Source organism: Halomonas daqiaonensis (assembly GCF_900109725.1).
GTDB classification, from domain to species: domain Bacteria; phylum Pseudomonadota; class Gammaproteobacteria; order Pseudomonadales; family Halomonadaceae; genus Halomonas; species Halomonas daqiaonensis.
This window is the reverse complement of record NZ_FOBC01000019.1, coordinates 33,797-58,036: the sequence shown is the minus strand read 5'-3', so window position 1 is coordinate 58,036 and position 24,240 is coordinate 33,797. Positions and strand designations below refer to the sequence as shown.

Below are 24,240 nucleotides of genomic sequence, written 5' to 3'. Positions count from 1 at the left end.
TACTCGGCATACGATCTCGATCTCTCCCTTCTCTGGAACTCCAAGCCATGGACGACGTCTTCGCCTTCATCGGCAACGCCTTCGGTGAATTCATCCGATTCATCGTCGATGGCCTCACCGGCTTCTTTGCGGGCATCGGCGATGCGGCCCGCAGCTTCATGCAAGGCCTTTCCGATTCGCTGGGCATTCCCCTAACGCTGATCAATCTGGTGGTGCTGGTAATCGGCCTGTGGCTACTTTGGAAAGGCGTCGCCGCACTGATGCGAACCGCCATCCTCGCCACCCTGATCTGGTGGCTGCTGGGGGTGACGGTGCTCAGCTGGCTGATCCGGTGATTGGGCGGAGGATTTGCTGCTGCATTTAATGCACTGAAAGCACCGCCCGCTGGCCGGTGCTTGTTTTTTGAAGCAGCAAATCGCTCTTTCTCAGGCGAGAGCTTTCTCCACCACCTCATAGACATTCGGTGAGAGCTCCTCCGCGCGGATGCGTTCGAGTTCTCCCTTCATCAGCTCCTGGCGCGTCTCGTCGAAGCGTGCCCAGCGCGTCAGCGGGGTGATCATGCGGGCGGCGATCTCCGGATTGAGGCGGTTGAGCTCGATCACGGTATCGGCGAGCAACCGATAGCCTGCCCCGTCATCGCGGTGAAAATTCACCGGATTCTGGTTGGCGAACGTCCCGATCAACGCGCGTACCTTGTTGGGATTCTTCAACGAGAAGGCCGGATGCTCCATCAGGAACTTGACGCGATCGAGTACGTCCGGCTGCGGGCGGCTGACCTGGATGGCGAACCACTGGTCCATCACCAGCGGGTCATGGGCCCACTTCTCGCCGAAGGCCTTGAGGGCCGGGTCGGCGATGTCACCGCGTGAGCTGTGCACCAGCAGAGTCAGCGCATGGCGCACATCGGTCATGTTGTGGTCGGCCTCGAACTGCTCGTGGGCGAGTTCGAGCCCGGCCTCGTCCTCGATGGCCATGAGATAGGAGAGCGCCACGTTCTTCAGGCTACGTGCGGCGATCTGCTCGGGCTCCGGGGCATAGGGAGCGTCGATTCCATGCGCCTCATAGACCCGCAGGAAGTCGTCGCGCAGCGCCAAGGCAAGGCGTTGCTTGACGAAGGTGCGAGCCGCATGGATGGCATCCACGTCGACCAGTGCCTGCTGCTCGGCGATGTAGGCCTCGGAGGGCAGCGTCAGCATCTGGGCCAGCACTGCCTTGTCGTCAGCCTCCGCCGCCAGCAGGCTACGGAAGGCCTCGACCACCCGCGGGTCCATCACCTTCTCGACGCCATTGCGATGGGCCGCGATCAGGTCTTCCAGCGCCAGCAGGGCCAGACGCTGCCCGGCGTCCCACCGGTTGAAGCCGTCGGAGTCCTTGGCCTGCAGGAACGCCAGGTCCTCGCGGCCGTAGGGGAAGTGCAGCCTGACCGGCGCCGAGAAGCCGCGCAGCAACGAAGGTATCGGAGCCTCGCTGACATCGGTGAAGAGGAACTCCTGCTCTTCCTCACGCAGGTGGATCACCGCGTCGCTGCCCAGCGACTCGCCATCCAGGGTCAGCCGCAGGTCGCGACCGGACTTGGTACCCACCAGGCCCAGATGCACCGGGATGTGCAAGGCCTGCTTGTCCGGCTGGCCCGGCGTCGCCGGGGTTCGCTGACGCAGGATGAGGCGGTACTCGGCGGTGGCATAGTCGTAATCGCCGTGGGCGTCGATCTCCGGCGTACCCGCCTGGGAGTACCAGAGCATAAACTGGGAGAGATCCTGGCCCGAGGCCTCGGCCATGCAGTCCACGAAATCCTCGATGGTCACGGCCTGGCCGTCGAAGCGCGCGAAGTAGAGGTCACTGCCGCGACGAAAGGCCTCCTCCCCCACCAGGTTCGAGAGCATGCGCACGATCTCGGCACCCTTCTCATAGATAGTCAGGGTGTAGAAGTTGCCGATCTCGATGTAGTGGTCGGGCCGCACCGGGTGAGCGGTGGGACCGGCGTCCTCGGCGAACTGCGCGGTGCGGAAGAAGGAGACGTCCTCGATGCGCTTGACCGGCGCCGAGTTGGTGTCCGCCGAGAAGCACTGATCACGGAACACCGTGAAGCCCTCCTTCAGGGAGAGCTGGAACCAGTCACGACAGGTGACCCGGTTGCCCGACCAGTTGTGGAAGTACTCGTGGGCGACAATGCCCTCGACGCTCTGGAAGGCCGCATCGGTGGCGGTGTGGGGATGCGTCAGCACTGCCGCCGAGTTGAAGATGTTGAGGCCCTTGTTCTCCATGGCGCCCATGTTGAAGTCGTTGACCGCCACGATCATGAACAGGTCGAGGTCGTATTCCCGGCCGTAGGCCTCCTCGTCCCACTGCATGGCACGCTTCAGGGACGCCATGGCATGGTCGGTCTTGTCGAGGTTCTCCTCCTCGACCCAGATCTGCAGGATGACATCACGCCCGCTGGCGGTAGTGAAGTGATCCTCGACCTTGCTGAGGTCACCGGCCACGAGGGCGAACAGGTAGCTGGGTTTGGGGTACGGGTCTTCCCAAGTGACGAAGTGGCGACCGCCGGGCAACTCGCCACGTTCCACCGGGTTGCCATTGGAGAGCAGCACTGGCTCCTGCTCCGCGCGGCCAATCACAGTGGTGGAGAAGGTGGCCATGACATCGGGACGATCCGGATAGAAGGTAATGCGGCGGAAGCCCTCGGCCTCGCACTGGGTGCAGAACATGCCGCTCGAGCGGTAGAGCCCCGACAGGGCCGTGTTAGCGTCGGGCGAGATCTCGACCTCGGTGTCGAGCAGGAAAGCTTCCGGCACCCGATGCACGACCAGTCTGGCCTCGTCGACCTCGTACTCGTCCGGCTGCAGCGGCTGACCGTCGATGGCGATGGCCTTGAGTGCCAGCTGCTCGCCGTCGAGTTCCAAGGGAACACCGGGCTGATGCTCCGGGTGGCGCTCGACGTGCAGACGCGCCTTGACCCGGGTGGCATTCGGGTCGAGGTCGAAGGTCAGTTCGGTACGGGTCACACGGTAGGCGGGCGGACGGTAGTCACTCAGATAGGTCGGCTGCGGTTCTGACATCGAGGATGGCTCCTGTCGGTGATAGCCAACCATTGTACGGGGCCCCGCGCCCGGAGCTCAAAGCAATGCGAAGAACGCCCTCGATTACTGGGTGACAACGGGTTCGGGACGCGACAGGATCCAGACCCCCACCAGGAAGAGACCAGCGATGAGCGACAGCTTGAGCCACCAAAGGCTCACGGTGAATGCCAATATCAGCATCGAGGCAATCAGCATGGCGGAGGCGAGCCACTTGGCATGACGGGGAATCGCCCGCTCACACTCCCAAGCCACCACGGCGGGGCCAAAGCGTGGATGCTCACGGATCCACAGGGCGAAGCGCGGTGACCCCTTCGAGGCCGCCCACACCGCCAGCAGCATGAAGCAGGTGGTCGGCAGCAGCGGCAGAAAGGCACCCACCACGCCCAGCCCGAAACTGACCCAGGCCAGGGCGAGGAAGGCGATACGACGAACGACGGGCATCAATCGCTCACTCCCGAAAGACCGATATTCCCTTCATTGAAGAGCATTTTGCCACCCCGTGCCAATCGCCAACGCCTATGAATCCCATCGTGCTGTCCTGGATCAAGGCCTCGACGGCGGCCCTCAGTCACGGAAGTTATCGAACTGCAGCGGCAGGTCGGGGCCGCTCTCCCCGCGCAGCAGGGCCATGACGGCCTGGAGGTCATCGCGCTTCTTGCCGGTAACCCGAACCTTCTCCCCCTGAATCTGGGCCTGCACCTTCAGCTTGCTCTCCTTGATGCGCTTGACGACGTCCTTGGCCTCCTTCTGATCGAGTCCCTGCTTGAGGGTCACCTCCTGGCGCGCCCGGACCCCCGAGAGCTCCGGTTCCTGGACATCCATGCAGCGGGCGTCGATGCCGCGTGCAATCAGCTTGTTGCGTAGCACGTCGAGCATCTGCTTGAGCTGGAAGTCGACCTCGGCTTCGAGGGAGACAGTCTCGCCATTGAGCTCGAAACTCGCCGTGACGCCCTTGAAATCGAAACGGGTCTGGATCTCCCGGTTGGCCTGATCCACGGCATTGCTGGCTTCGTGCTTGTCGAACTCGGAAACAATATCGAAGGAGGGCATAGGCAGTCCCAGTAGATGGATGATAGAGGATTGGTCGATGGTGCAGGGAGACGAATAACGTGATTCTATCAGCCCTCATCCGCCTGCGCGGCCTCCTTCTCGGGCAGCAACGCCTTGGCCATCTGCCAGCCAGCACAGCCGTCCTCGTAGTAGTCGCTCAGCCAGCGCTCCGGACGAAAGCCCATCCGGCGGTAGAGTTCCAGCGCCACGCTATTGTCGACGCGCACCTCGAGGCCCAGCACCTCGGCGTCATGCTCTCGTGCCTCGGCCTCAAGGGCTTCCAGCAGCCGCCGGCCCAAGCCAGTACCCCGAGCCTCGGGATGCACGCAGAAGGAATAGAGTCGGGCACGACGGGTGCCGCGTCGAAACAGCAGGGTGCCATAGCCCAGCAGCCGCATTGGCGAGAGATCCTCGGCATCGCGCTCCGCGACCAGGGTCAGGGCATTTGCGCGGTTGAGCAGATGCCAGAGCTGGCGACGACTGAAACGGTCGCCACTGAAGGCTACCTGCTCCAGGCGATACAGTGCATCCAGGTCATGACCGAGGGCTTGGCGCAGGGTAACGGTCATCTCGAATCTCCCGACATCTCGGCACGATTGTGATCATGGTCATTATCGCTGTCAGCGGCGTTGACCATGAAATCTTTTCACACGAATCCTGACTTGTCCGAGAGCGAGCTCAGGAGCATGCTGGCCGCATTCCGGCGGCACCCCGCCGCCCAGCACGGAAGCCCAACCATGTGTCCGCTGCGCATCGTCGTCGACCGACTGGAAGACTGGCGGCCCTACTATCCTTCCGAGGACCTGATCACCGCCGATGACTTCCTTGCCCAGGACCGACAACACCGCATCACCGACGACCAGGATCGCACCACCCATGTGATCAACCTGTGCAGCGAATTCGACTACCTGGGCACGGGCTACTATGTCTCGCTGCTGGCCCAGGCGCGAGGGCAACGTGTCCTGCCTGCAGTCGAGACCCTCAATGCGCTGGGCCGCAAGGCCCTGGTCGACCTTCAGCTCGACGACATGGCGCCGCTGCTCGGCGACCTGGCCCGCCAGGGTTCGCTGCCCGGCGATCAGTTGACCCTGCGTGTGCTGTTCGGAGAGTGTCGAGAGCCGGGGCTCGCGAGGCTGGCACGCCGGCTCTTCGAGCGACTGCCCTGCCCATTGCTCGAGGCCCGCCTGGTGCGTCGCCACGGTATCTGGCAACTATCGCGACTGAGGCCATTGCACCTGCGCGACCTGGCGCCGGGAGAGCAGGACCTGTTCGCCACTGCCCTCAACCGTCACTCCCGCAAGGTATGGCGCTCACCCAAGGCGCGGCGCCGCTACCGCTTCGACCTGGCAATCCTGGTCGATCCGCAGGAGGCCCTGCCTCCCAGCAATCGCGGTGCACTGAAGGCCTTCATCCGCGCCGGACGCAAGCTCGGCATCGATGTTTCGCTCATCACCCGCAAGGATGCCGGCCGGCTCGCCGAGTTCGACGGCCTCTTCATCCGCGAGACCACCGCCCTCGATCATCATACCTACCGCATGGCCCGGCTGGCAGAACATGAAGGACTGGTGGTGATCGACGCTCCCCGGGACATCCTGCGCTGTACCAACAAGGTCTTCCTGCACGCCCTGCTGCGGGCCCGCGGCGTTCCGGCGCCGTCGGGGATCCTGCTCAAGCGCGGCGACCGCCGCCCACTGGCCGAGCGGATCGCGGGCCTCGGCTTCCCGCTGGTGCTGAAGATTCCCGACGGCGCCTTCTCGCGGGGCATCGTCAAGGTCGAATCGACGGAGCAGCTCGAACGGGAGGCCAGCCGGCTGTTCGCCACCTCGGCCCTGCTGCTGCTCCAGGAATGGCTACCCACGGAGTATGACTGGCGTATCGGCGTGCTCGACGGCCAGGTGCTGTTCGCCAGCCGCTACTACATGGCCCGCGGCCACTGGCAGATCTACGACCACTCAGGCGGCCGGGTGAAGAGCGGCGGCTTCACCACCCACAACCCCGCCGAGGTCCCTGCGGCCGTCATCAAGGCGGCGCTCAAGGCCACACGGCTGATCGGCGACGGTCTCTACGGCGTGGATCTCAAGCAGTCCGGTGACCGGGTGGTGGTGATCGAGGTCAACGACAACCCCAACGTGGATGCCGGCGTCGAGGACGCCGTGCTCGGTCGTGCGCTCTATGAGCGCATCATGGCGGTCTTCCTCACCCGCATGGAGGAACGGGTTAGACAGGCTAGCTGACGCGACAGGCCTGCTCGCGTATGCTGTCGCCTTTCTAGACAAGCCTTGTACAAGAGTTGGAGCCCCGATGAGCGATCGCGATACCCGCCACCAGCAGGCCATGCAGAAACTCAAGTCCCGCGTCGACCAGAAGGTCGCCGAGGCCACCGAGCAGCGAGGGTTGCTGCTGGTCTTCACCGGCAACGGCAAGGGCAAGACCACCGCCGCCTGGGGCACCGTGACGCGCGCCCTGGGCTATGGCTACAAGGCTGGCGTGGTGCAGTTCATCAAGGGGCTGTGGGAGTGCGGCGAGCGCGAGCGGCTGGGCGAGGACCCCAACCTCGAGGTCGCCATCATGGCCACCGGCTTCACCTGGGATACCCAGAACCGCGAAGCGGATACCGCCGCCTGCCGCGAGGTATGGGCCGACGCCGAGAGAATGCTCGCCGACCCTGACGTCTACCTGGTGGTGCTCGACGAGATCACCTACATGCTCAAGTTCGGCTATCTGGACATCGAGACGGTGAAGCACGCCATCGACACCCGTCCGCCGGAGCAGACGGTGATCGTCACCGGGCGCAACGCCCACCGCGACCTGCTGGCCATGGCGGACACCGTCACCGAGATGCAGGAGGTACGCCACGCCTTCAACTCAGGCCTCCAGGCCCGCCGCGGCATCGATTATTGATCCGCCGCCGCCCAGTACCCGAAAGGCCCCTCTTAGGAGGGGCCTTTCATCTCACACTTCCATCCTCGACTATCCGCGCTGCCCGTCAGCCATCGAAGGGATTGCGCAGCACGATGGTCTCGTTACGGTCCGGCCCGGTGGAGATGATGTCGATGGAGGTACCGACCTTCTCCTCCAGGAAGCTGATATAGGAACGCGCATTGGCGGGCAGGTCCTCGACGCGACGAACACCTAGGGTGGACTCGCTCCAGCCCGGCAGGTCCTGATAGAGCGGCTCGATGGCTTCATAGCCCTCGGAGTCCACCGGGGTGTCGAGCACCTCGCCATCCTTGCTGCGGTAGCCCACGCAGACGCGGATGTTCTCCAGACCGTCGAGCACGTCGAGCTTGGTCAGGCAGATGCCCGACACGGAGTTGATCTGAACGGCGTGACGTAGCGCCACGGCATCGAACCAGCCACAGCGGCGCGGGCGGCCGGTGGTGGCACCGAATTCATGCCCCTTCTCGGCCAGGTGACGACCATGATCGTCGAACAGCTCGGTCGGGAAGGGACCGGAGCCAACCCGCGTGGTGTAGGCCTTGGTGATGCCCAGCACATAGTCCAGATAGAGCGGCCCCACCCCCGAGCCGGTGGCGGTGCCACCGGCGGTGGTGTTGGAGCTGGTCACGAAAGGATAGGTGCCATGATCGATATCCAGCAGCGAGCCCTGGGCCCCCTCGAAGAGGATGTTCTCGCCGGCCCGGCGCATCTCGTGAACCAGGCTCACGGTATCGCAGACCATGGGGCGAAGCTCCAAGGCCATGGCCATCGCCTGGTCCAGTACCTGCTGGAAATCCACCGGCTTCTCGCCGTGGTACTGGGTCAGCACGAAGTTGTGGTAATCCAGCACCTCGCCGAGCTTGGAGGCAAAACGTTCGCGGTGGAGGATATCGCCGAGACGCAGGCCGCGCCGCGCCACCTTGTCCTCGTAGGCCGGGCCGATGCCGCGGCCGGTGGTACCGATCTTGGCGATACCCCGGGCCTTCTCGCGGGCCTGGTCCAGGCGCACATGGTAGGGCAGGATCAGCGGGCAGGCCGGCGACAGGCGCAGGCGCTCGCGCACCGGCACGCCCTTGCTCTCCAGTTCACGGATCTCTTCCATCAGCGCCTCGGGCGACAGCACAACGCCGTTGCCGATCACGCAGATCTTGTCATTGCGCAGGATGCCGGACGGAATCAGGTGCAGGACGGTCTTCTCGCCGTCGATGACCAGGGTATGCCCGGCGTTGTGCCCCCCCTGGAAGCGCACCACCGCAGACGCGGATTCGGTGAGCAGGTCGACCACCTTGCCCTTGCCTTCGTCACCCCACTGGGTGCCCAGTACGACTACATTCTTGCCCATTGTGCTCTCGTCTCTCGTTGCGGCGCCGCGCCCGTGTCCAGGCCCAGGGCCGAAGTCATTGACCGCAAGCCCTCAGGCCCGGTCCTGTAGCGTCCCCAGGAGGCGCGGCTCCCAGCGACCGTCGATACGTTCCAGCCGGCGATCGCAGTGATGTTCCACCGGACCGGTGCGCTGCCCGGGCAGCGCCTGGACGACCCGTTCGCCCTGCTGGCGGAGCGCCTGGAGGACCTCCGTCAGACCCTCTCCTTCGGCCGGGGCCCAGATACCGTCCGGCTCGGGCTCCTCGGGGGCCAGGGTGGCCAGCAGCTTGAGGTCCATGGAGAAGCCGGTCGCCGGACGGGCGCGGCCGAAGGCGCGGCCGGTGTCGTCGTAGCGCCCGCCCTTGGCCAGTGCCTGCCCGTAATGCGGCACGTAGGCGGCGAACATCATGCCGGTGTGGTACTGGTAGCCCCTCAGCTCGGCCAGGTCGAAGTAAGGTGCGATCCCGGGATACTCGGCGAGCACGCCGTCAACCAGGGCATGCAGCTGATCCAGCGCTGCGCCCACGGGCTGGGGAGCCTCCTCGAAGGCCTCGCGAGCCGCCTCCAGCACCTCGAGCCCCCCGTGCAGGTCACCCAGTGCACGGAACATCGCCGCCAGTCCCGGATCGCGTACGCTCTCCTCCACGCGCGCCGCCAGTTCGCCCGGTGACTTGAGTGCCAGGGCGTCGAACAGCGCGCGCTCCTGATCGGCGTCGAGCCCTGCAGTCTGCACCAGGCTGCGGTAGATGCCGATATGGCCCAACGCCAGGTGGATCTCCTGGGCACCGGCGGTTTCCAGACTGGCCAGTGCCAGGCGCAGGATCTCCAGGTCGGCCTCCAGGCCGGCATGGCCGAAGAGCTCCACGCCGACCTGCACCGGGCTGCGACCACCCTGATGCTGGTCGGCCTTGGCACGTAGCACATTAGTGCAGTAGCAGAGCCGCACCGGCCCCTGACGGCGCAGGGAATGGGCATCCATGCGCGCCACCTGAGGGGTGACGTCGGCACTCACGCCCATCATGCGGCCGGTCATCTGATCGGTCAGCTTGAAGGTCTGCAGATCGAGGTCGGTACCGGTCCCGGTGAGCAGGGAGTCCAGGAACTCCACCGGTGGTGGCATCACCTGATCGTAGCCCCAGCGGTGATAGAGGTCGAGCAGCGCACGGCGCAACTCCTCCATTCGGCTGGCCTGGGGCGGCAGCACCTCGTCCATGCCGTCGGGGAGCAGCCAGCGGTCAGCGATGGTCATGTCGTTCATCCTGCAAGACGATGATTGGCCTGGGCAATGCCCGAGTCGCGCGAGGGTGCTGGCGAACGGGGGCGCCGGGGTGGAGTGGCCACAAAAAAACCGGGCCACGCCCGGTTTCAGGATTCTACCATGTTTACGGGCCGGTTGAACCCCGGCCAGTGGGCGGTGCGCCGCCCATCGACGTCACTCCTCGCTAGTGCCCTGTGGACTCTTGAGGTACTGGAAGAAGTCACTGGAGGGATCCAGCACCAGCATGTTGCCGTCACCCGCGAAGCTTTCGCGATAGGCGTTGAGGCTGCGCCAGAAGCTGAAGAACTCCTCATCCTTGCCGTAGGCATCGGAGAAGATCGCGGCGGCCTCGGCATCGCCCTCACCGCGCAGGGTCTCCGAACGGGCGCGGGCCTGGGCCAGCAGCACCTGGCGGCGGCGATCGGCGTTGGCGCGGATCCGCTCGGCCTCCTCCTGGCCCTGGGCACGCCATTCGCGCGCCTGGCGCTCACGCTCGGAACGCATGCGCTCATACACGGCGGATGACACGTCCTCCGGCAGGTCGATGCGTTTGACACGAATGTCGCGCACCGCCACACCCAGTTCGTCGCGCAGCAGCTTGTCGAGTTCCTCGGTGGGGCCGGTCATCAGGTCGTCGCGACGCTCGGCGATGATCTGCTGCAGGTTCAGGCGGCCGAACTCGTTACGCAGGCTCTCGTCGACCCGCGGCTGGATCAATCGGCTGGCCATCAGCTCGTCGCCGGCCGTGGCCTCGTAGTACTGGGTCGGATTGACCACCTGCCACTGGACGTAGGAGTCTACGATTACCGCCTTCTGCTCCAGGGTCAGGTAACGACTGGGATCGGTATCCAGCGTCAGCAGCCGGGTATCGAAGGTGCGTACCGTCTGGGTGATCGGCACCTTGAAGTGCAGCCCCGGCTGAATATTCTCCTCGATGATCTCGCCGAAGCGCAGCTTGACCGCGCGTTCTGTCTCGTCGACCACATAGAGGCTGTTGCTGGCCAGCCAGGCCACGGCGGCCAGGCCACCGACGATGAGCAGGGAACGATTATTGATCATTTAGCGGCCCTCCCTGCGGATTCCACTGTTGCTGCTGTTATTGCTGTTGCTGCTCGACGACTGGCTTGAACGCATGCGCTCGAGCACGCGCGGATCCAGCCCCTCGTCGTTACCCGACTGGGCACTCGCTCCCGAGGTTCCGGCACCACTCAGGCGCTCGAGCGGCAGGACCATCAGCGGGCTGTTCTCGGATACATCGACCATCACCTTGGCGGTCTCGCCGTACACTTCACTGAGGGCATCGAGGTAGAGGCGCTCACGCATGATCGACGGGTTATCCTCATACTGGCCGAGCAGCGCATTGAAGCGGCTGGCCTGGCCCTCAGCCTCGGCGACCACGGATTCACGATAGCCCTGGCCCTGCTCGACGAGGCGCTGGGCCTGGCCCTGTGCCTCGGGGATGATGGCGTTGGCGTACGCGATACCCTGGTTGATGGTGCGCTGGCGATCCTCGCGGGCCCGGATGACGTCATCGAAGGCATCCTGAACGGCGTCGGGCGGTGCCGTGGACTCGACGTTGAGCGTCTGCAGCAGGATGCCGGTGCCGTAGTTGTCCAGGTAGGACTGAAGGCGACTGGCCACCGAGCTGCCGAGGATTTCACGCCCGGAGGTGAGGATGTCGATCATGTCGGTACCGCCGACCACGTGGCGCAAGGCACTGTCCAGCGCGTTCTCGAGGCTGAGCTCGGGGTTGCGCACGTTGAGCACGTAGTCGCGCGGGTCGGAGACCTGATACTGAGCCGAGATCTCGACCGAGACGATGTTCTCATCCTGGGTCAGCATCGACTGGGTCTGGGTGACCGAGCGCACGCGGGTCACGTTGACCATGCGCACGTCGTCGATCAGCGGGGGGTTCCACTGCAGGCCCGGTGTGACCACCTCCTGGAACTCGCCGAAGCGCAGCACCACCCCGCGCTCGGACTGGTCGACCAGGTAGAAGCCCAAGGCTGCCCAGATGGCCAGGGCGACCACGATCAGCAGGCCCGGCAGGGTGAAGGCATTGCGAGGCTTGCCACCGCCGCCCTTGCCGCCGGAGCCACCTTTCTTGCCCCCGCGTCCACCCAGCATGTTGTTGAGCTTGTCCTGAAACTTCTTCAGGGCCTCGTCGAGGTCGGGCGGTCCCTGATTGCCACCGCCCTTGCCCCCGCCGCCACTACCACCGCGGCCACCCCCACTCCAGGGGTCGTGCTGGTTGCCACCACCAGGCTCATTCCAGGCCATACGTCGTCTCCACTATGCATTGCATCCCGCCGCCAGGCGTGCCGGCGACGGACATCGGTTGCGATCCTGCGGGTTCACCCGGCACAGCCCGGCGTCCCTGTTGTCTCGTGGTTGCTGGCCTGTCCGTCAATGGACTGGCTCCTCTAGCGTCATGCTTCCCACACCGGCGGCGCCTGCAGCGCCGCCGGCAGATAGTCATCGGCACGCTCACCCAGCCGCGCCATCAGCTGCAGGAAGTCGCGCCGAGGCAGGCGCACCTCCAGCAGGGTATGCCCCTGGTCATCGAAACGCTCTCCACGCACGGCGCCGAGGTCGTGCAGCCCGGCCCGCAGCCTGCCTTGCTCCGGGGCCAGGCAGAGTTCGAAGTCGATGATGTCATTGGCCAGGCACTCCGAGAGCGCTTGTTCCAGCAGCTCGAGCCCCTTGCCCTCGCGAGACGAGAGCCAGACCACCTCGGGCCGGCCCTCCCCGTCACGCTCGATGCGCGGTGCGCTGTCGAGCAGGTCAATCTTGTTCATCACCTTGAGGGTCGGCACCTCGAGGGCACCGATCTCGTCGAGCACTGCCTCGACCTGAGCGACGTTGAGCTCGCGGTCAGGATCGGCGGCATCGATCACGTGCACCAGCAGTGAGGCCTCGGCGGCCTCCTGCAGAGTGGCGCGGAAGGCTTCCACCAGCTTGTGGGGCAGGTGACGGATAAAGCCCACGGTGTCGGCCAGCACCACCGGTCCCACGTCCTCGATCTCGAGGCGACGCAGCGTCGGGTCGAGGGTAGCGAAGAGCTGGTCGGCCGCATAGACCCTGGCGGACGTCAGGGCGTTGAAGAGCGTGGACTTGCCGGCGTTGGTGTAGCCCACCAGGGAGACACTGGGAATCTCTGCCCGGGAACGGGCCCGGCGATTCTGGCTGCGCTGGCTGCGCACCTTGTCGAGCCGCTTGTGGATCGCCTTGATGCGCGCCCGCAGCAGACGGCGGTCGGTCTCGAGCTGGGTCTCGCCCGGCCCCCGCAGGCCGATGCCGCCCTTCTGACGCTCCAGGTGGGTCCAACCGCGCACCAGGCGAGTCGACATGTACTCGAGCTGGGCGAGTTCCACCTGTAGCTTGCCCTCGTGGGTTCGGGCGCGCTGGGCGAAGATGTCGAGAATCAGGCCGGTACGATCGATCACCCGACACTTGAGCTCGCGCTCCAGATTGCGCTCCTGGGAGGGGCTCAGGCCATGGTTGAAGATCACCAGCTCGGCTTCATGCGCGTTCTTCGCCTCGCGCAGCTCCTCGAGCTTGCCCGACCCCACGAAGGTACGGGAATCGGGACGCTTGCGACTGCCGGTGATCAGGGTAGCCGGCTGCGCACCGGCCGAACGCACGAGTTCCAGGAATTCCCCTGCATCCTCGCGCTCCTGCTCGTCCTGAAAATCCACATGGACGAGGATCGCCGTCTCGCCGGCGTCGGGACGTTCAAAAAACAATCAGTACCTCACGCATCATTTTCCGGCTGCGCATCCGGGGCCGGGAGACGCACATTGCGCGACGGCACCACGGTGGAGATGGCGTGCTTGTAGACCATCTGACTCACGGTATTGCGCAGCAGGATGACGAACTGGTCGAAGGACTCGATCTGGCCCTGCAGCTTGATGCCGTTGACCAAAAAAATCGATACCGGAATGCGCTCCTTGCGCAGGATATTCAGGTACGGGTCTTGAAGGGACTGCCCTTTGGACATGTTGCTCTCCCTGGAGTGTCTCTGGGGGTTGATATTATGTCGATCTAGGTTGCTCCTGTCAGGGAGCAACGCTGAATACTGAGAGGACCTGTTTGCCCGGCCGTCGAAAGGTCCATCTTACGCTAAGTGCCGAATTCTCGCACGAGTTTCAAAACGTCGCTCAGAGGATCGAGGCCCAGGCTGTCGACCCAGTGCAACCCCGGCCAGCGGCGCATCCAGGTCAGCTGGCGCTTGGCTAGCTGGCGGGTCGCGATGATGCCGCGTCGCTCGAGTTCGTCGCGCCCGAATTCGCCATCGAGATAGGCCCATGCCTGACGATAGCCCACACTCTTCATGGACGGCAGTGAGGCATCGAGATCGCCGCGCGCCTTGAGGGTCGCCACTTCGTCGATGAAGCCGGCATCGAGCATCGCCGTAAAACGCTGTGCGATGCGCGCATGGAGCACGCTGCGGTCGGCGTCTGCCGGCGCGAGGCCTATCGACAGCGTGCGCCAGGGAAAGGTTTCACGGTGCTGCTCGCCCCATAGCTCGCTGAGGGGGCGACCCGCCAGCCAATAGACCTCCAGCGCCCGCATGATCCGTTGGGGATCATTGGGATGTATCCGCGCCGCCGAAACCGGGTCGACCCGACTCAGTTCTTCGTGCAGCGCCACAAGGCCATGATGCACCACCTTGTGCTCCAGCTCGGCGCGAACCTCCGGATCCGCCGCCGGCAGGTTAGCCACCCCCTCGAGCAGGTGCTTGAAGTACATCATCGTACCGCCAACCAGCAACGGCAGCTTGCCAGCGTCGCTGATGCGGCGCATCTCGCGCAGGGCGTCCTCGCGAAAGTCAGCGGCGGAATAGGGCTCGGCCGGGTCACGGATGTCGATCAGCCGATGCGGCGCCCGGGCCAGCTCCTTGGGGGAGGGCTTGGCGCTGCCGATGTCCATGCCGCGGTAGACCATGGCCGAGTCGACACTGACCAGTTCGCTGCCAAGCCGCTCGTGGAGCGCGATGGCCAGGTCGGTCTTACCGGCCGCGGTAGGCCCCATCAACAGGATGGCGGGAGGGCGCTTATCGATCATGGGGCTACTGCCCGCGCATAAAGAGCCGGTCCAGCTCCTTCATGCTCATCTCGGTCCAGGTGGGACGACCGTGATTGCACTGGCCGCTGCGCTCGGTGCGCTCCATATCGCGCAGCAGGGCATTCATCTCCTCGAGCCCCAGCTGACGATTGGCCCTCACGCTGCCATGACAGGCCATGGTCGAAAGCAGCTCGTTGATGCGCGCCTCGAGACGGTCGGAGCGGCCATAGCGCTCCAAGTCAGCGAGCATGTCGCGTATCAGTGGCTCCACGTCGGCATCGGCGAGCAGCACCGGCACCTGGCGCACCAGCAGGGTCTCGGGGCCAGCCACGTCGAGCTCCACCCCGAGGCGCGAGAAGGCATCATGTTCAGCCTCGGCCGTGGCCACCTCGGCGGAGCTCGCCGCCAGCGACACCGGCACCAGCAGCGGCTGGGCCTGGAGCGCCCCGCCATGGACCTGGGTCTTCATGCGCTCATAGACAATGCGCTCGTGGGCGGCATGCATGTCCACCACCACCAGGCCACGCTCGGTCTGGGAGAGGATGTAGACCCCGTGCAGCTGGGCCACGGCATAACCCAGCGGCGGCGCACGGGTCGCGTCCTTCTCGGGCATCGCCGGGCGCGGGGCCCGGGTCGCCGGCGAGACGCGACGTTCCTCAAGGGCCACCCCCGCGGCACTGCCGCCGGGAGCAAGGGCAGCTGGCTGCGGGGTCAGCAGGCTCTCCTCGTGCTCGGGATGCAAGGCCCGATAGCCCTCCATAAAGGCCCGCACTCGATCGGGCGTCACTCTATCGCGGTCTCCATCACCGGCCCTCTCGCCCTGCCCCGGCAGTGCCATCGGTTGCTGCTGCCAGGTGGGCGCCGCCTCGCGCACGCTTTCCGCCACCTCGGGCGTTTCGGGCACGTCCTCGTGTTCCCCCCGCTCGCCGGCCCGTGCCTCGCCCAGCGCACGGTGCAGGCTCGAAAACAGGAAGTCGTGGACCATGCGCCCGTCGCGGAATCGCACCTCATGCTTGGTGGGGTGGACGTTGACATCCACCACCCTGGGGTCGACCTCGAGGTAGAGCACGAACACCGGGTGGCGGCCATGGAAGAGCACGTCGCGATAGGCCTGGCGGATGGCGTGCGCGACCAGGCGGTCGCGTACCACGCGGCCGTTGACGAAGAAGTACTGCTGGTCGGCCTGGGCCCGGGAGTGGGTCGGCAACCCGACCCAACCCGACAGCCGCAGGCCACCCGCCTCCACGTCCAGGTGCAGGGCATTCTCCAGGAAGGCCTTGCCGAGCAGGGACTGGAGGCGGCGTTCCTGGGCCACCGGATCATCGCCGGGGGGCAGCTGATGGAGGGTCCTGTGGTTGTGGCGCAGCACCCAGCCGATATCGAAGCGCGACAGCGCCTGGCGCCGAAAGGCCTCCTCGACGTGGCCGAACTCGGTCTTCTCGGTGCGCAGGAACTTGCGCCGTGCCGGGGTATTGAAGAAGAGGTCGCGGACCGTCACCGAGGTGCCGCGCGGATGCGGCGCCGGGGTCACGCGGGGTTCCATGCGCCGACCCTCGGCCACCACGCGCCAGCCGCTGCGTGGGTCCTCGTCGGTATTGGAGACCAGCTCGAGGCGCGCCACCGAACTGATCGAGGCGAGGGCCTCGCCACGAAAGCCCAAGCTGGCGACACCTTCGAGCTCCTCCAGGGAGACGATCTTGCTGGTGGCATGACGCGACAGCGCCAGCGGCAGGTCGGCCTCGCCGATGCCGCTGCCGTCGTCCCTTACGCGGATCGTCCGTGCACCGCCATTCTCCAGCTCGACCTCGATGCGCCGGCTGCCGGCATCGATGGCGTTCTCCACCAACTCCTTGACCACCGAGGCAGGACGTTCGACCACCTCGCCGGCCGAAATCTGGTTGGCCAGGCGAGGATCGAGGATCTGGATGTGTCGCTTCTCTGACATGTCACTCCATCAAAGCTGGAAGCTCAAGAGCGGGGGATACGCAGCACCTGCCCGACCCGAATCACGTCGCCGCTGATCTCGTTGGCCTGCTTGATCTGGGCCACCGGCACACCGTGCCGGGCGGCGATCTCCGAGAGGGTATCGCCGGGCTGGATGCGATACTCGTTGCCCCCGGGGCTCCGGTTGCCGTCGCGCTGCCAGGCCAGCAGGCTGGCCGGCGGCGGGTTGCGCTGGAAGTGGCCGCGAATGCCGCCGAAGAGAGCCTGAACCACCCTCTGCTGATAGGCACCGTCGCGCAGCCGGCGCTCCTCATCGGGATTGGAGATGAAGCCTGTCTCGACCAGCAGCGAGGGGATGTCCGGTGACTTGAGCACCATGAAGCCGGCCTGCTCGACCCGTGACTTGTGCAGGCGATTGACTCGCCCGAGCTGGTCGAGCACCTGACCGCCGATGGTCAGGGAGTCGTTGAGGGTCGCCGTCATGGTCAGGTCGAGCAGCACGCCACGCAGTACCTCATCCTTGTCGTCCAGCGACAGGCTGCCATCGACACCGCCGATCAGGTCGGCCTCATTCTCGCTGGCGGCAAGCCACTGGGCCGTCTCAGAGGTGGCCCCCCGCTGGGACAGGGCATAGACCGAGCTACCGTTGGGCCGCGGGCTATTGAAGGCATCGGCATGGATCGACACGAAGAAGTCGGCCTTCTGCTCCCGGGCGATGCGGGTCCGCTGGCGCAGACCGATGTAGTAGTCGCCGTCGCGGATCATCACCGCCCGGAAACCCTCCGCGGCGTTGACCAGACGCGCCATACGCCGCGCCATTTCCAGCACGACATCCTTCTCGCGAGTGCCCGAGGGGCCGATCGCCCCCGGGTCCTCGCCGCCATGACCGGCATCGATGGCGATGATGATGTCGCGCTTGGGATGGGGCTTGGCCGGCTCGCGCACCCGGGTGGCGTCGACATCGGCCGGGCTGCGGCCCTGTGCCACCGCCTCGCTGCGAGCGCGATCGGCGGCGATCTCCTGTTCGCGGATCATCGCCTCGATAGGATCGATGGGGTCCTGCACGGCGCTCTCGCCGGGATACTCCAGGTCCACCACCAGGCGATGGCCATACTGGGCGTTGGGCGCCAGCGAGAAGTGCCGCGGCTCAACCTCGCGCTCGAGCTCCAGCACCACCCGCAGACCATTGCCGTCGCGCACGCCGGTGCGCAAGGTGCTGATGGCGCTACCCTCGAGGTCCAGCCGGTCGACGTCGGCATTGAGCTGGCTGTCGTCCAGGTCGATCACCAGGCGTCGCGGGTTGTCGAGGCTGAAGACATTGGCCTGCGCCGGGGAGGAGAGGTCGAAGACCAGGCGTGCATGGTCGGGTGCCGCCCAGAGACGGAGATTATCGACGCTAGCGGCACCGGCCAGGCCGCTGGCCAACCACAGCAGCAGCCCTCCCAGCCCGACCAGCAGGCGCCTTGGCGGCATCATGCGTCTCATCGCGCCACTTCACCTTGCGTTTCCAGGCTCCACCCAGCCAGCGCCGGCATCGCCGCCAGGCGCTCGAGCACCGCCTGGCCATGTTCGCTGCGGGCCTCGAGCAATGCCTCGCGTCCGTTACCGGCCAGCCGCAGGACCACTTCAAGATCCGGAGCGGGAAGCCAGCCCTCGCCCCGCTCCGGCCACTCGATCACGCAGAGCGCATCCTCGGCCAGCAGGTCGCGGCCGCCGATGAACTCGAGCTCCTCGGGGTCGCCCAGGCGGTAGAGGTCGAAATGATGCACACGGACGCCATCCAACTCGTAGGGCTCCACCAGGGTGTAGGTGGGACTCTTGACCGCGCCCTGGTGACCACAGGCACGCAGGATGCCACGGGTCAGGGTGGTCTTGCCGGCCCCCAGCTCGCCGGTCAGGTGTACGCGACCCTGACCTTCCAGGGCTCGCCCCAGGCACTCGCCGAAGGCGACCTGGCGATCTTCATCATCGAGTCGCAGCTGCATCGTCCACACCCATCGTCGGGTTGACCAGAGTTCGTGCACAGAATGCCAGATCGCCGGCCAGCAGGCCACGCTCGCCCCCTTGCTCGGCCGCAATATCGGCCGCCAGGGCATGCACCAGCACCCCCAGCCGGACCGCTGTCTCGAGGAGTAGTCCCTGCGCCAGCAACGCTCCCAGGATGCCGGAGAGCGCATCGCCCATGCCGCCGCTGGCCATACCGGGGTTGCCGTAAGGGCAGACGGCGAGACCCTCGGGGCCGGCCACCAGGCTACCGGCGCCCTTGAGCACCACCACGCCACCGTAGCGCTGCTGCAGGGCCAGGGCCGCCGCGGGCCGGTCGGACTCGATCTCGCCGGCGGAAAGGTCCAGCAAGCGAGCGGCCTCGCCGGGGTGAGGCGTCAGCACCCAGTTCTCACGTCGCTGGCCGGTGAAGCGTGTCGCCAGCAGGTTGAGGGCGTCGGCATCCACCACCAATGGCTTGTCGGTCGCCAGGGCCGCCTGCAGCATGCCCTGCCCCCAACTGCCCTGGCCGAGCCCTGGCCCCACCACTAGCACATCGGCTTGCTCCGGCAGTTCGCCGAGGTCTCCGGCACCGCGCATGCCGTGGACCATCACCTCGGGACGACGCACCAAGCTTGCCGTCACATGCTCAGGGGCCGTGGCCAGGCTCACCTTGCCGGCGCCCAGCCGCGCGCAGGCCTCGGCGGCGAGCAGCGCCGCCCCGCCGAAGCCCGGCGCCCCGCCCAGCACCAGCGCATGGCCGAAATCTCCCTTGTGGGCGCTGCGCGCCCGTGGCGGCAGCCAGGCCGCGATCATGCCCGCATCGAGCAGGCGGGCCGCGGGCACCAGGTCTGTCTCGGCGTCGGCGTCCACGCCCAGGGCACGGAAGTCGACCTCCCCCACCCTGGCCGGCGCCGCCCCGGTATGCAGGCCCAGCTTGTCGCCGATAAAGGTCACCGTCCGCGTTGCCTTCACCGCGACACCCAGCACCGCGCCGGTATCGGCGTGCAGCCCGGAGGGAATGTCAATGGAAAGTATCGGCAGACCGCTGGCATTGATGGCCTCGATCGCTTCGCGGGCCTCGCCGCGCACTTCGCCGCCGAGCCCGGTGCCCAGCAGGGCATCGACCACCAGTGCACCCACGAGGCGAATGTCCGACCGCCAGGGCTCGGCTCCCACTCCAGCCGCCGTGGCCATGTCGGCGGCGTGTCTGGCATCGCCGGACAGCTCCTCGAGCGGCTTGAGCAGGATGCGCTGCACGGCGAGCCCCTCGGCGGCGGCCAGTGCCGCCAGCACATGGCCATCGCCGCCGTTGTTGCCTCCGCCGCAGAGCACGCTGAGCGAGCGGATCTCGGGCCAGCGGGCCTTCAGGCTCTGCCAGGCGGCCGCGGCCGCGCGCTGCATCAGGGCAAAGCCTTCGATGCCGGCGGCGATGGTGCGCTTGTCGAGCTCGCGCACCTGGTCGGCACGATAGAGCGGCCGACAATATGTCTCTGGGAGATTGGCTTCGCGGCTCATCCGATGCCTCCTCGTTCAGGATGCTTTACCATACCGAGTGTAAATTCTCTGTGCCCCACGCCAAGTCGCGGGGCCGACCTACATGGTGTTTTCTCGATCTTGACCCCACTGTCCCCTCCGAGTGACGAACCCGACATGTCCGGCCTCGCCGAGCGGATTAAGACCTGGGGCCGCGAGCTCGGTTTCCAGCAAGTCGGCATTACCGACGTCGACCTGGCTGAGGACGAGCGCTATCTCCAACGCTGGCTGGCCGCCGGTCACCACGGCGAGATGGGCTTCATGGCCAAGCACGGCACCAAGCGCACCCGGCCGGAAGAGCTGGTCCCCGGCACGGTGCGGGTAATCAGCGTGCGCCTGGACTACCTGCCCGCCGAGGTGGAGACGACGAAGGTGCTCGGCCAGCCTGAGACCGCCTATGTCTCCCGCTATGCCACCGGACGCGACTACCACAAGCTGATGCGCAAGCGACTGGCCACCCTGGCGAAATGGATGGAGGCCGAGGTGGGCTCTTTCGGCTACCGCGCCTTCGTCGACTCGGCCCCGGTGATGGAGCGGGCCTTGGCCCGCAAGGCGGGGCTGGGCTGGTTCGGCAAGAACGCCATGCTGCTCAATCCCAAGGCCGGCTCGCTGTTCTTCCTGGGGGAACTCTACACCGATCTGCCGCTGCCGGTGGATGCGCCCTTCGAGGGAGACCACTGCGGCAGCTGCAATGCCTGCCGCACCGCCTGCCCCACCGGCGCCATCGTCGAGGATCGGGTGGTGGATGCCCGGGCCTGCATCTCCTACCTGACCATCGAGCTGTTCGGGTCCATTCCCGAACGCTACCGGGAGGCCATGGGTAACCGGGTGTTCGGCTGCGACGACTGCCAGCTGGTCTGTCCCTTCACCCGCTTTACCCGGGCCTCCCGCGAGGCCGACTTCGCCCCCCGCCATGACCTGGACCGTGCCAGCCTTGTCTCGCTGTTCGCCTGGGGCGAGGAAGAGTTCCTGGAGAAGACCGCCGGCAGCCCGATCCGCCGCATCGGCTACGAGCGCTGGCTGCGCAACCTCGCGGTGGGGCTCGGCAACGCCCCCTGGAGCGAAGCCGTGGAGTCTACCTTGATGGCGCGCCTGCCCTACCCCTCCGACCTGGTACGCGAGCACGTGCGCTGGGCGCTGGCCCGCCAGCGTGAGAAACGCCAGCGACTGATCGCCAGCGGCTAGCGCCGAGCGCCGAGCGCCGAGCGCCGAGCGCCGAGCGCCGAGCGCCGCAGGATGCTGTCACCACCATTCCTGGCGTCAAAAAGAAACTCGACGAAAGCTGCATCAGCGGTTTTCTTGTTGTCAGCCCAGAAACCTGCCGCCCGTCATTGAACGGCTCGGCGCTTGCGGCTCGGCGCTGTCACCCCTCCTCGTCACTCTCGTCGTCGGCCAGGCGCAGGAAAGTGCCGCGGTAGTGCGCCAGCTCGGCGATGGACTCCTTGATATCGTCCATGGCCAGGTGGACATTGCGCTTTTCGAAACCCACCAGCGCCCCCGGGTTCCAGCGCTTGGCCAGCTCCTTGACGGTAGAGACATCCAGGTTGCGGTAGTGGAAGAAGGCCAGCAGCTCGGGCATCTCCCGCTCCAGGAAGCGACGATCCTGGTGGATGCTGTTGCCGCACATGGGCGAGGTACCGGGCTCGACATGCGCCTTGAGGAAGGCCAGCGTCTGCCGCTCGGCCTCGGCGGTGTCGACCAGGCTATCCTTGACCCGTTTCACCAGGCCGGAGGCGCCATGGGTCTTGGTGTTCCAGTCGTCCATCGCCTCGAGGAGGGTCTCGGGCTGCTGCACCGCGATCACCGGCCCCTCAGCGACGACATTGAGCTCGCTGTCGGTGACCAAGGTCGCCACCTCGATGATCCGCTCACGGTTCGGATCGAGTCCGGTCATCTCCAGGTCAATCCAGACCAGGCGATTTCGGCGCGGGTCTTGAGTGTCAGGGGTCGCGGATGAAGAGTGCTCTGCCATGGGGTTCCTCGCATGATGTCCGCTGACGACAGCGGCCACCTTGGATGAGTACAATGAAGCCATTGTAACGAGCTTCAGGCCCCCATGAGCAAACGCAATTTGAGCCGCCAGCAACGCTGGCGTGTAGAGAAGGTCCAGGCTGAGCGCGCCCAACGTGCTGACCGGCGCGATTCCCGGGATGGCGAGAAGCTGGCCGCCGGCGAATATGGGCCCGAACAGGGCGGCCGAGTGATCGCTCACTTCGGCCGTACCCTGGATGTGCGCCCCGACGAGGACGCCAAGGCCGTGCGTTGTCACCTGCGCGCCAATCTCGAGGGCCTGGTGACCGGCGATAGGGTCATCTGGCGCGCCGCCCACGATGCCAGCGACGGGGTGGTCGTAGCCCGGGGCGAGCGCGACAGCGTCCTGGAGCGCCCCGACGCACGCGGCCAGCTCAAGCCGGTAGCCGCCAATATCGACCAGATCCTGATCGTCTTCGCGGTGGAGCCGGCACCCCACGCCAACTTGATCGATCGCTACCTGGTGGCCGCCGAGGCCACCGGCATCGCCCCGGTACTGGTGCTCAACAAGATCGACCTACTGCCGGCGCACGGTGGCGAACTGCGCGACCTTCTGGCTCGTTACGAGGCCCTGGGCTACCCGGTGGTCACCACCACCACCGAGCGCGAGGATGGCCTTACGGCGCTGCACCTCAGGCTGGCCGGACGCACCTCCGTGTTTGTGGGCCAGAGCGGCGTGGGCAAGTCCTCGCTGATCGACTGCCTGCTGCCGGACGAGGAGCTCCGCATCGGGGCACTGTCGAAGGACTCGCGCAAGGGCACGCATACCACCACCACCGCGCGCCTCTACACGCTGCCGAGCCCCGATCCGGGTGACGCCGCCGAGGCCGGTAGCGGCAAGCTCATCGACTCGCCGGGGATCCGCGAGTTCGGCCTGGGCCATCTGGACGAGCAACAGGTCACCGAGGGCTTCGTCGAGTTCCGCGATCTCCTGGGCCACTGCCGCTTTCGCGACTGCCGCCACCGCCATGAGCCGGGTTGTGCCCTGCTCGCCGCCGTGGAACGCGGCGACATCCACCCCGAACGCTTTGCCAGCTATCGGCGCATCCTCGAGAGCCTCGAGGAGGCCTGACGACATGAACCCGCATCAAGGAACCTGAGTCAAGGAGCTGAATTTAAGGAGAGTGCATCATGAGTTCCGAAGACAACCTGCTCCCGCTGATCATCGAGCCCGAACAGCTCGCCGACCACTTGGATGAGCCGTCGCTGCTGATCATCGACGTGCCGCTCAGGGCCGAGAGCTATGGCGAGGGACACGTCCCTGGCGCCGTCTTCCTGGATCATCGCTTGCTGATGCGCGGCGAAGACCCGGCCGGTAGCAGCGTGCCCAACGATGTGCCCACGGTCGCGGCGCTCTCGAGGCTGTTCTCGTCACTCGGCCTGACCCGCGACACCCATGTGGTCGCCTACGACGACGAGGGCGGCGGCTGGGCTGGTCGCCTGCTGTGGACCCTGGAGCTGATCGGCCACACCCGCTCCTCCTATCTCAATGGCGGCATCCATGCCTGGCGGGAGGCCGGCCAGCCGGTCTCCACCGAGACCCAGGCTCCCACGCCCAGCGACTACGAGGCGGAGATCCTGCATCCCGAGGTCGCCATCGATCGCCCCGAACTCCTGGAGCGCCTGGACGAGAAAGGGTTCGCGATCTGGGATGCCCGCTCCCCCGAGGAGTACCGTGGCGAGAAGGGCAACAACGCGCGTCTCGGGCACATTCCCGGAGCGGTGAACATGGAGTGGACCGAGGCCATGGACCGTGAGAACGGCCTGCGGCTCCGCGACTACGCAGAGCTCATCACCAAGCTCGAGGCCTTGGGCCTGACCCCGGATATGGAGGTGGTTACCTACTGCCAGAGCCACCACCGCAGCGGCTTCACCTGGCTGGTGGGCAAGGCACTGGGCTTCGAGACGATGCGCGGCTATGCCGGCTCCTGGAAGGAGTGGGGCAACCGCGACGATACGCCGATAGAGAAGCCATAAGCAGGAAGACGC

General features: G+C 66.1%; 22 protein-coding genes. 6 read left to right on the top strand and 16 right to left on the bottom strand.

From position 1 onward, the window contains the following. Positions 1–47 precede the first annotated feature (47 nt). A complete protein-coding gene (locus tag BMY30_RS14270; RefSeq protein WP_089714880.1) occupies positions 48–335 on the top strand; it encodes a hypothetical protein in 288 nt (95 codons plus the stop codon). A 90-nt stretch (positions 336–425) separates the two neighbouring features. Here BMY30_RS14270 and pepN read toward each other — a convergent pair whose 3' ends face one another. The 4 genes from pepN to BMY30_RS14250 form a co-directional block, all read right to left on the bottom strand. Beyond that, positions 426–3,059: an aminopeptidase N gene (gene pepN, locus BMY30_RS14265; RefSeq protein WP_089714878.1), complete on the bottom strand. Its 2,634-nt coding sequence runs from the start codon at positions 3,057–3,059 to the stop codon at positions 426–428. Positions 3,060–3,143: 84 nt separating this feature from the next. Beyond that, complete coding sequence (locus BMY30_RS14260) at positions 3,144–3,521, bottom strand: YbaN family protein (RefSeq protein WP_089714876.1); 378 nt, start codon at positions 3,519–3,521, stop codon at positions 3,144–3,146. A 123-nt stretch (positions 3,522–3,644) separates the two neighbouring features. Beyond that, the gene (locus BMY30_RS14255) at positions 3,645–4,130 is read right to left on the bottom strand and encodes a YajQ family cyclic di-GMP-binding protein (RefSeq protein WP_089714873.1); all 486 of its coding nucleotides are present in this window, start codon (positions 4,128–4,130) and stop codon (positions 3,645–3,647) included. A 68-nt stretch (positions 4,131–4,198) separates the two neighbouring features. Further along, positions 4,199–4,699, bottom strand: coding sequence for a GNAT family N-acetyltransferase (locus BMY30_RS14250; protein ID WP_089714871.1), 501 nt, complete (start codon positions 4,697–4,699; stop codon positions 4,199–4,201). A gap of 168 nt (positions 4,700–4,867) precedes the next feature. Between BMY30_RS14250 and BMY30_RS14245 the strand changes: the two genes are divergently transcribed. Then, on the top strand, positions 4,868–6,364 hold the full coding sequence (locus BMY30_RS14245; RefSeq protein WP_089714869.1) for a RimK family protein: 1,497 nt from the start codon (positions 4,868–4,870) through the stop codon (positions 6,362–6,364). A gap of 67 nt (positions 6,365–6,431) precedes the next feature. After that, positions 6,432–7,031, top strand: coding sequence for a cob(I)yrinic acid a,c-diamide adenosyltransferase (gene cobO, locus BMY30_RS14240; protein ID WP_089714867.1), 600 nt, complete (start codon positions 6,432–6,434; stop codon positions 7,029–7,031). A gap of 85 nt (positions 7,032–7,116) precedes the next feature. Here cobO and BMY30_RS14235 read toward each other — a convergent pair whose 3' ends face one another. The 11 genes from BMY30_RS14235 to BMY30_RS14185 form a co-directional block, all read right to left on the bottom strand. Beyond that, on the bottom strand, positions 7,117–8,412 hold the full coding sequence (locus BMY30_RS14235; protein WP_089714865.1) for an adenylosuccinate synthase: 1,296 nt from the start codon (positions 8,410–8,412) through the stop codon (positions 7,117–7,119). Positions 8,413–8,484: 72 nt separating this feature from the next. Further along, entirely contained in the window at positions 8,485–9,681 is a 1,197-nt protein-coding gene (locus BMY30_RS14230; RefSeq protein WP_089714863.1) for an ATP phosphoribosyltransferase regulatory subunit, read from the bottom strand. A gap of 183 nt (positions 9,682–9,864) precedes the next feature. Beyond that, a complete protein-coding gene (gene hflC / locus BMY30_RS14225) occupies positions 9,865–10,749 on the bottom strand; it encodes a protease modulator HflC (RefSeq protein ID WP_089714861.1) in 885 nt (294 codons plus the stop codon). Further along, positions 10,750–11,970 (bottom strand): FtsH protease activity modulator HflK, encoded by a 1,221-nt coding sequence (gene hflK / locus BMY30_RS14220; protein WP_089714858.1) that lies wholly within the window; start codon positions 11,968–11,970, stop codon positions 10,750–10,752. Between the two features lie 149 nt (positions 11,971–12,119). Further along, positions 12,120–13,436 carry a ribosome rescue GTPase HflX gene (gene hflX, locus BMY30_RS14215; RefSeq protein ID WP_089714856.1) on the bottom strand — a complete coding sequence of 439 codons (1,317 nt, stop codon included), beginning with the start codon at positions 13,434–13,436 and terminating at the stop codon, positions 12,120–12,122. An 8-nt stretch (positions 13,437–13,444) separates the two neighbouring features. Beyond that, positions 13,445–13,690 carry an RNA chaperone Hfq gene (hfq, locus tag BMY30_RS14210; protein WP_089714854.1) on the bottom strand — a complete coding sequence of 82 codons (246 nt, stop codon included), beginning with the start codon at positions 13,688–13,690 and terminating at the stop codon, positions 13,445–13,447. 122 nt (positions 13,691–13,812) lie between these two features. Beyond that, a complete protein-coding gene (gene miaA, locus BMY30_RS14205) occupies positions 13,813–14,757 on the bottom strand; it encodes a tRNA (adenosine(37)-N6)-dimethylallyltransferase MiaA (RefSeq protein ID WP_089714851.1) in 945 nt (314 codons plus the stop codon). Positions 14,758–14,761: 4 nt separating this feature from the next. After that, entirely contained in the window at positions 14,762–16,702 is a 1,941-nt protein-coding gene (mutL, locus tag BMY30_RS14200; RefSeq protein ID WP_089714850.1) for a DNA mismatch repair endonuclease MutL, read from the bottom strand. A gap of 23 nt (positions 16,703–16,725) precedes the next feature. After that, positions 16,726–18,186 carry an N-acetylmuramoyl-L-alanine amidase gene (locus BMY30_RS14195; RefSeq protein WP_089714848.1) on the bottom strand — a complete coding sequence of 487 codons (1,461 nt, stop codon included), beginning with the start codon at positions 18,184–18,186 and terminating at the stop codon, positions 16,726–16,728. Continuing rightward, positions 18,183–18,686: a tRNA (adenosine(37)-N6)-threonylcarbamoyltransferase complex ATPase subunit type 1 TsaE gene (gene tsaE / locus BMY30_RS14190; RefSeq protein ID WP_089714844.1), complete on the bottom strand. Its 504-nt coding sequence runs from the start codon at positions 18,684–18,686 to the stop codon at positions 18,183–18,185. Before tsaE ends, BMY30_RS14195 begins: the two co-directional genes overlap by 4 nt. Next, complete coding sequence (locus BMY30_RS14185) at positions 18,667–20,202, bottom strand: NAD(P)H-hydrate dehydratase (RefSeq protein ID WP_089714842.1); 1,536 nt, start codon at positions 20,200–20,202, stop codon at positions 18,667–18,669. The genes tsaE and BMY30_RS14185 overlap by 20 nt, the downstream gene beginning before the upstream one ends. Before the next feature lie 135 nt (positions 20,203–20,337). On the opposite strand from BMY30_RS14185, the gene queG reads away from it, so the two are divergent. After that, a complete protein-coding gene (gene queG / locus BMY30_RS14180; RefSeq protein ID WP_089714840.1) occupies positions 20,338–21,405 on the top strand; it encodes a tRNA epoxyqueuosine(34) reductase QueG in 1,068 nt (355 codons plus the stop codon). A gap of 178 nt (positions 21,406–21,583) precedes the next feature. Here the strand turns inward: queG and orn are convergent, their stop codons facing one another. Then, complete coding sequence (orn, locus tag BMY30_RS14175) at positions 21,584–22,192, bottom strand: oligoribonuclease (RefSeq protein WP_089714838.1); 609 nt, start codon at positions 22,190–22,192, stop codon at positions 21,584–21,586. Positions 22,193–22,276: 84 nt separating this feature from the next. Between orn and rsgA the strand changes: the two genes are divergently transcribed. Together rsgA and BMY30_RS14165 are read left to right on the top strand one after the other, a co-directional pair. Next, on the top strand, positions 22,277–23,323 hold the full coding sequence (rsgA, locus tag BMY30_RS14170) for a small ribosomal subunit biogenesis GTPase RsgA (RefSeq protein WP_089714835.1): 1,047 nt from the start codon (positions 22,277–22,279) through the stop codon (positions 23,321–23,323). 59 nt (positions 23,324–23,382) lie between these two features. Next, positions 23,383–24,228, top strand: a complete 846-nt coding sequence (locus BMY30_RS14165; RefSeq protein WP_089714833.1) for a sulfurtransferase — start codon at positions 23,383–23,385, stop codon at positions 24,226–24,228. Positions 24,229–24,240: the final 12 nt, after the last annotated feature.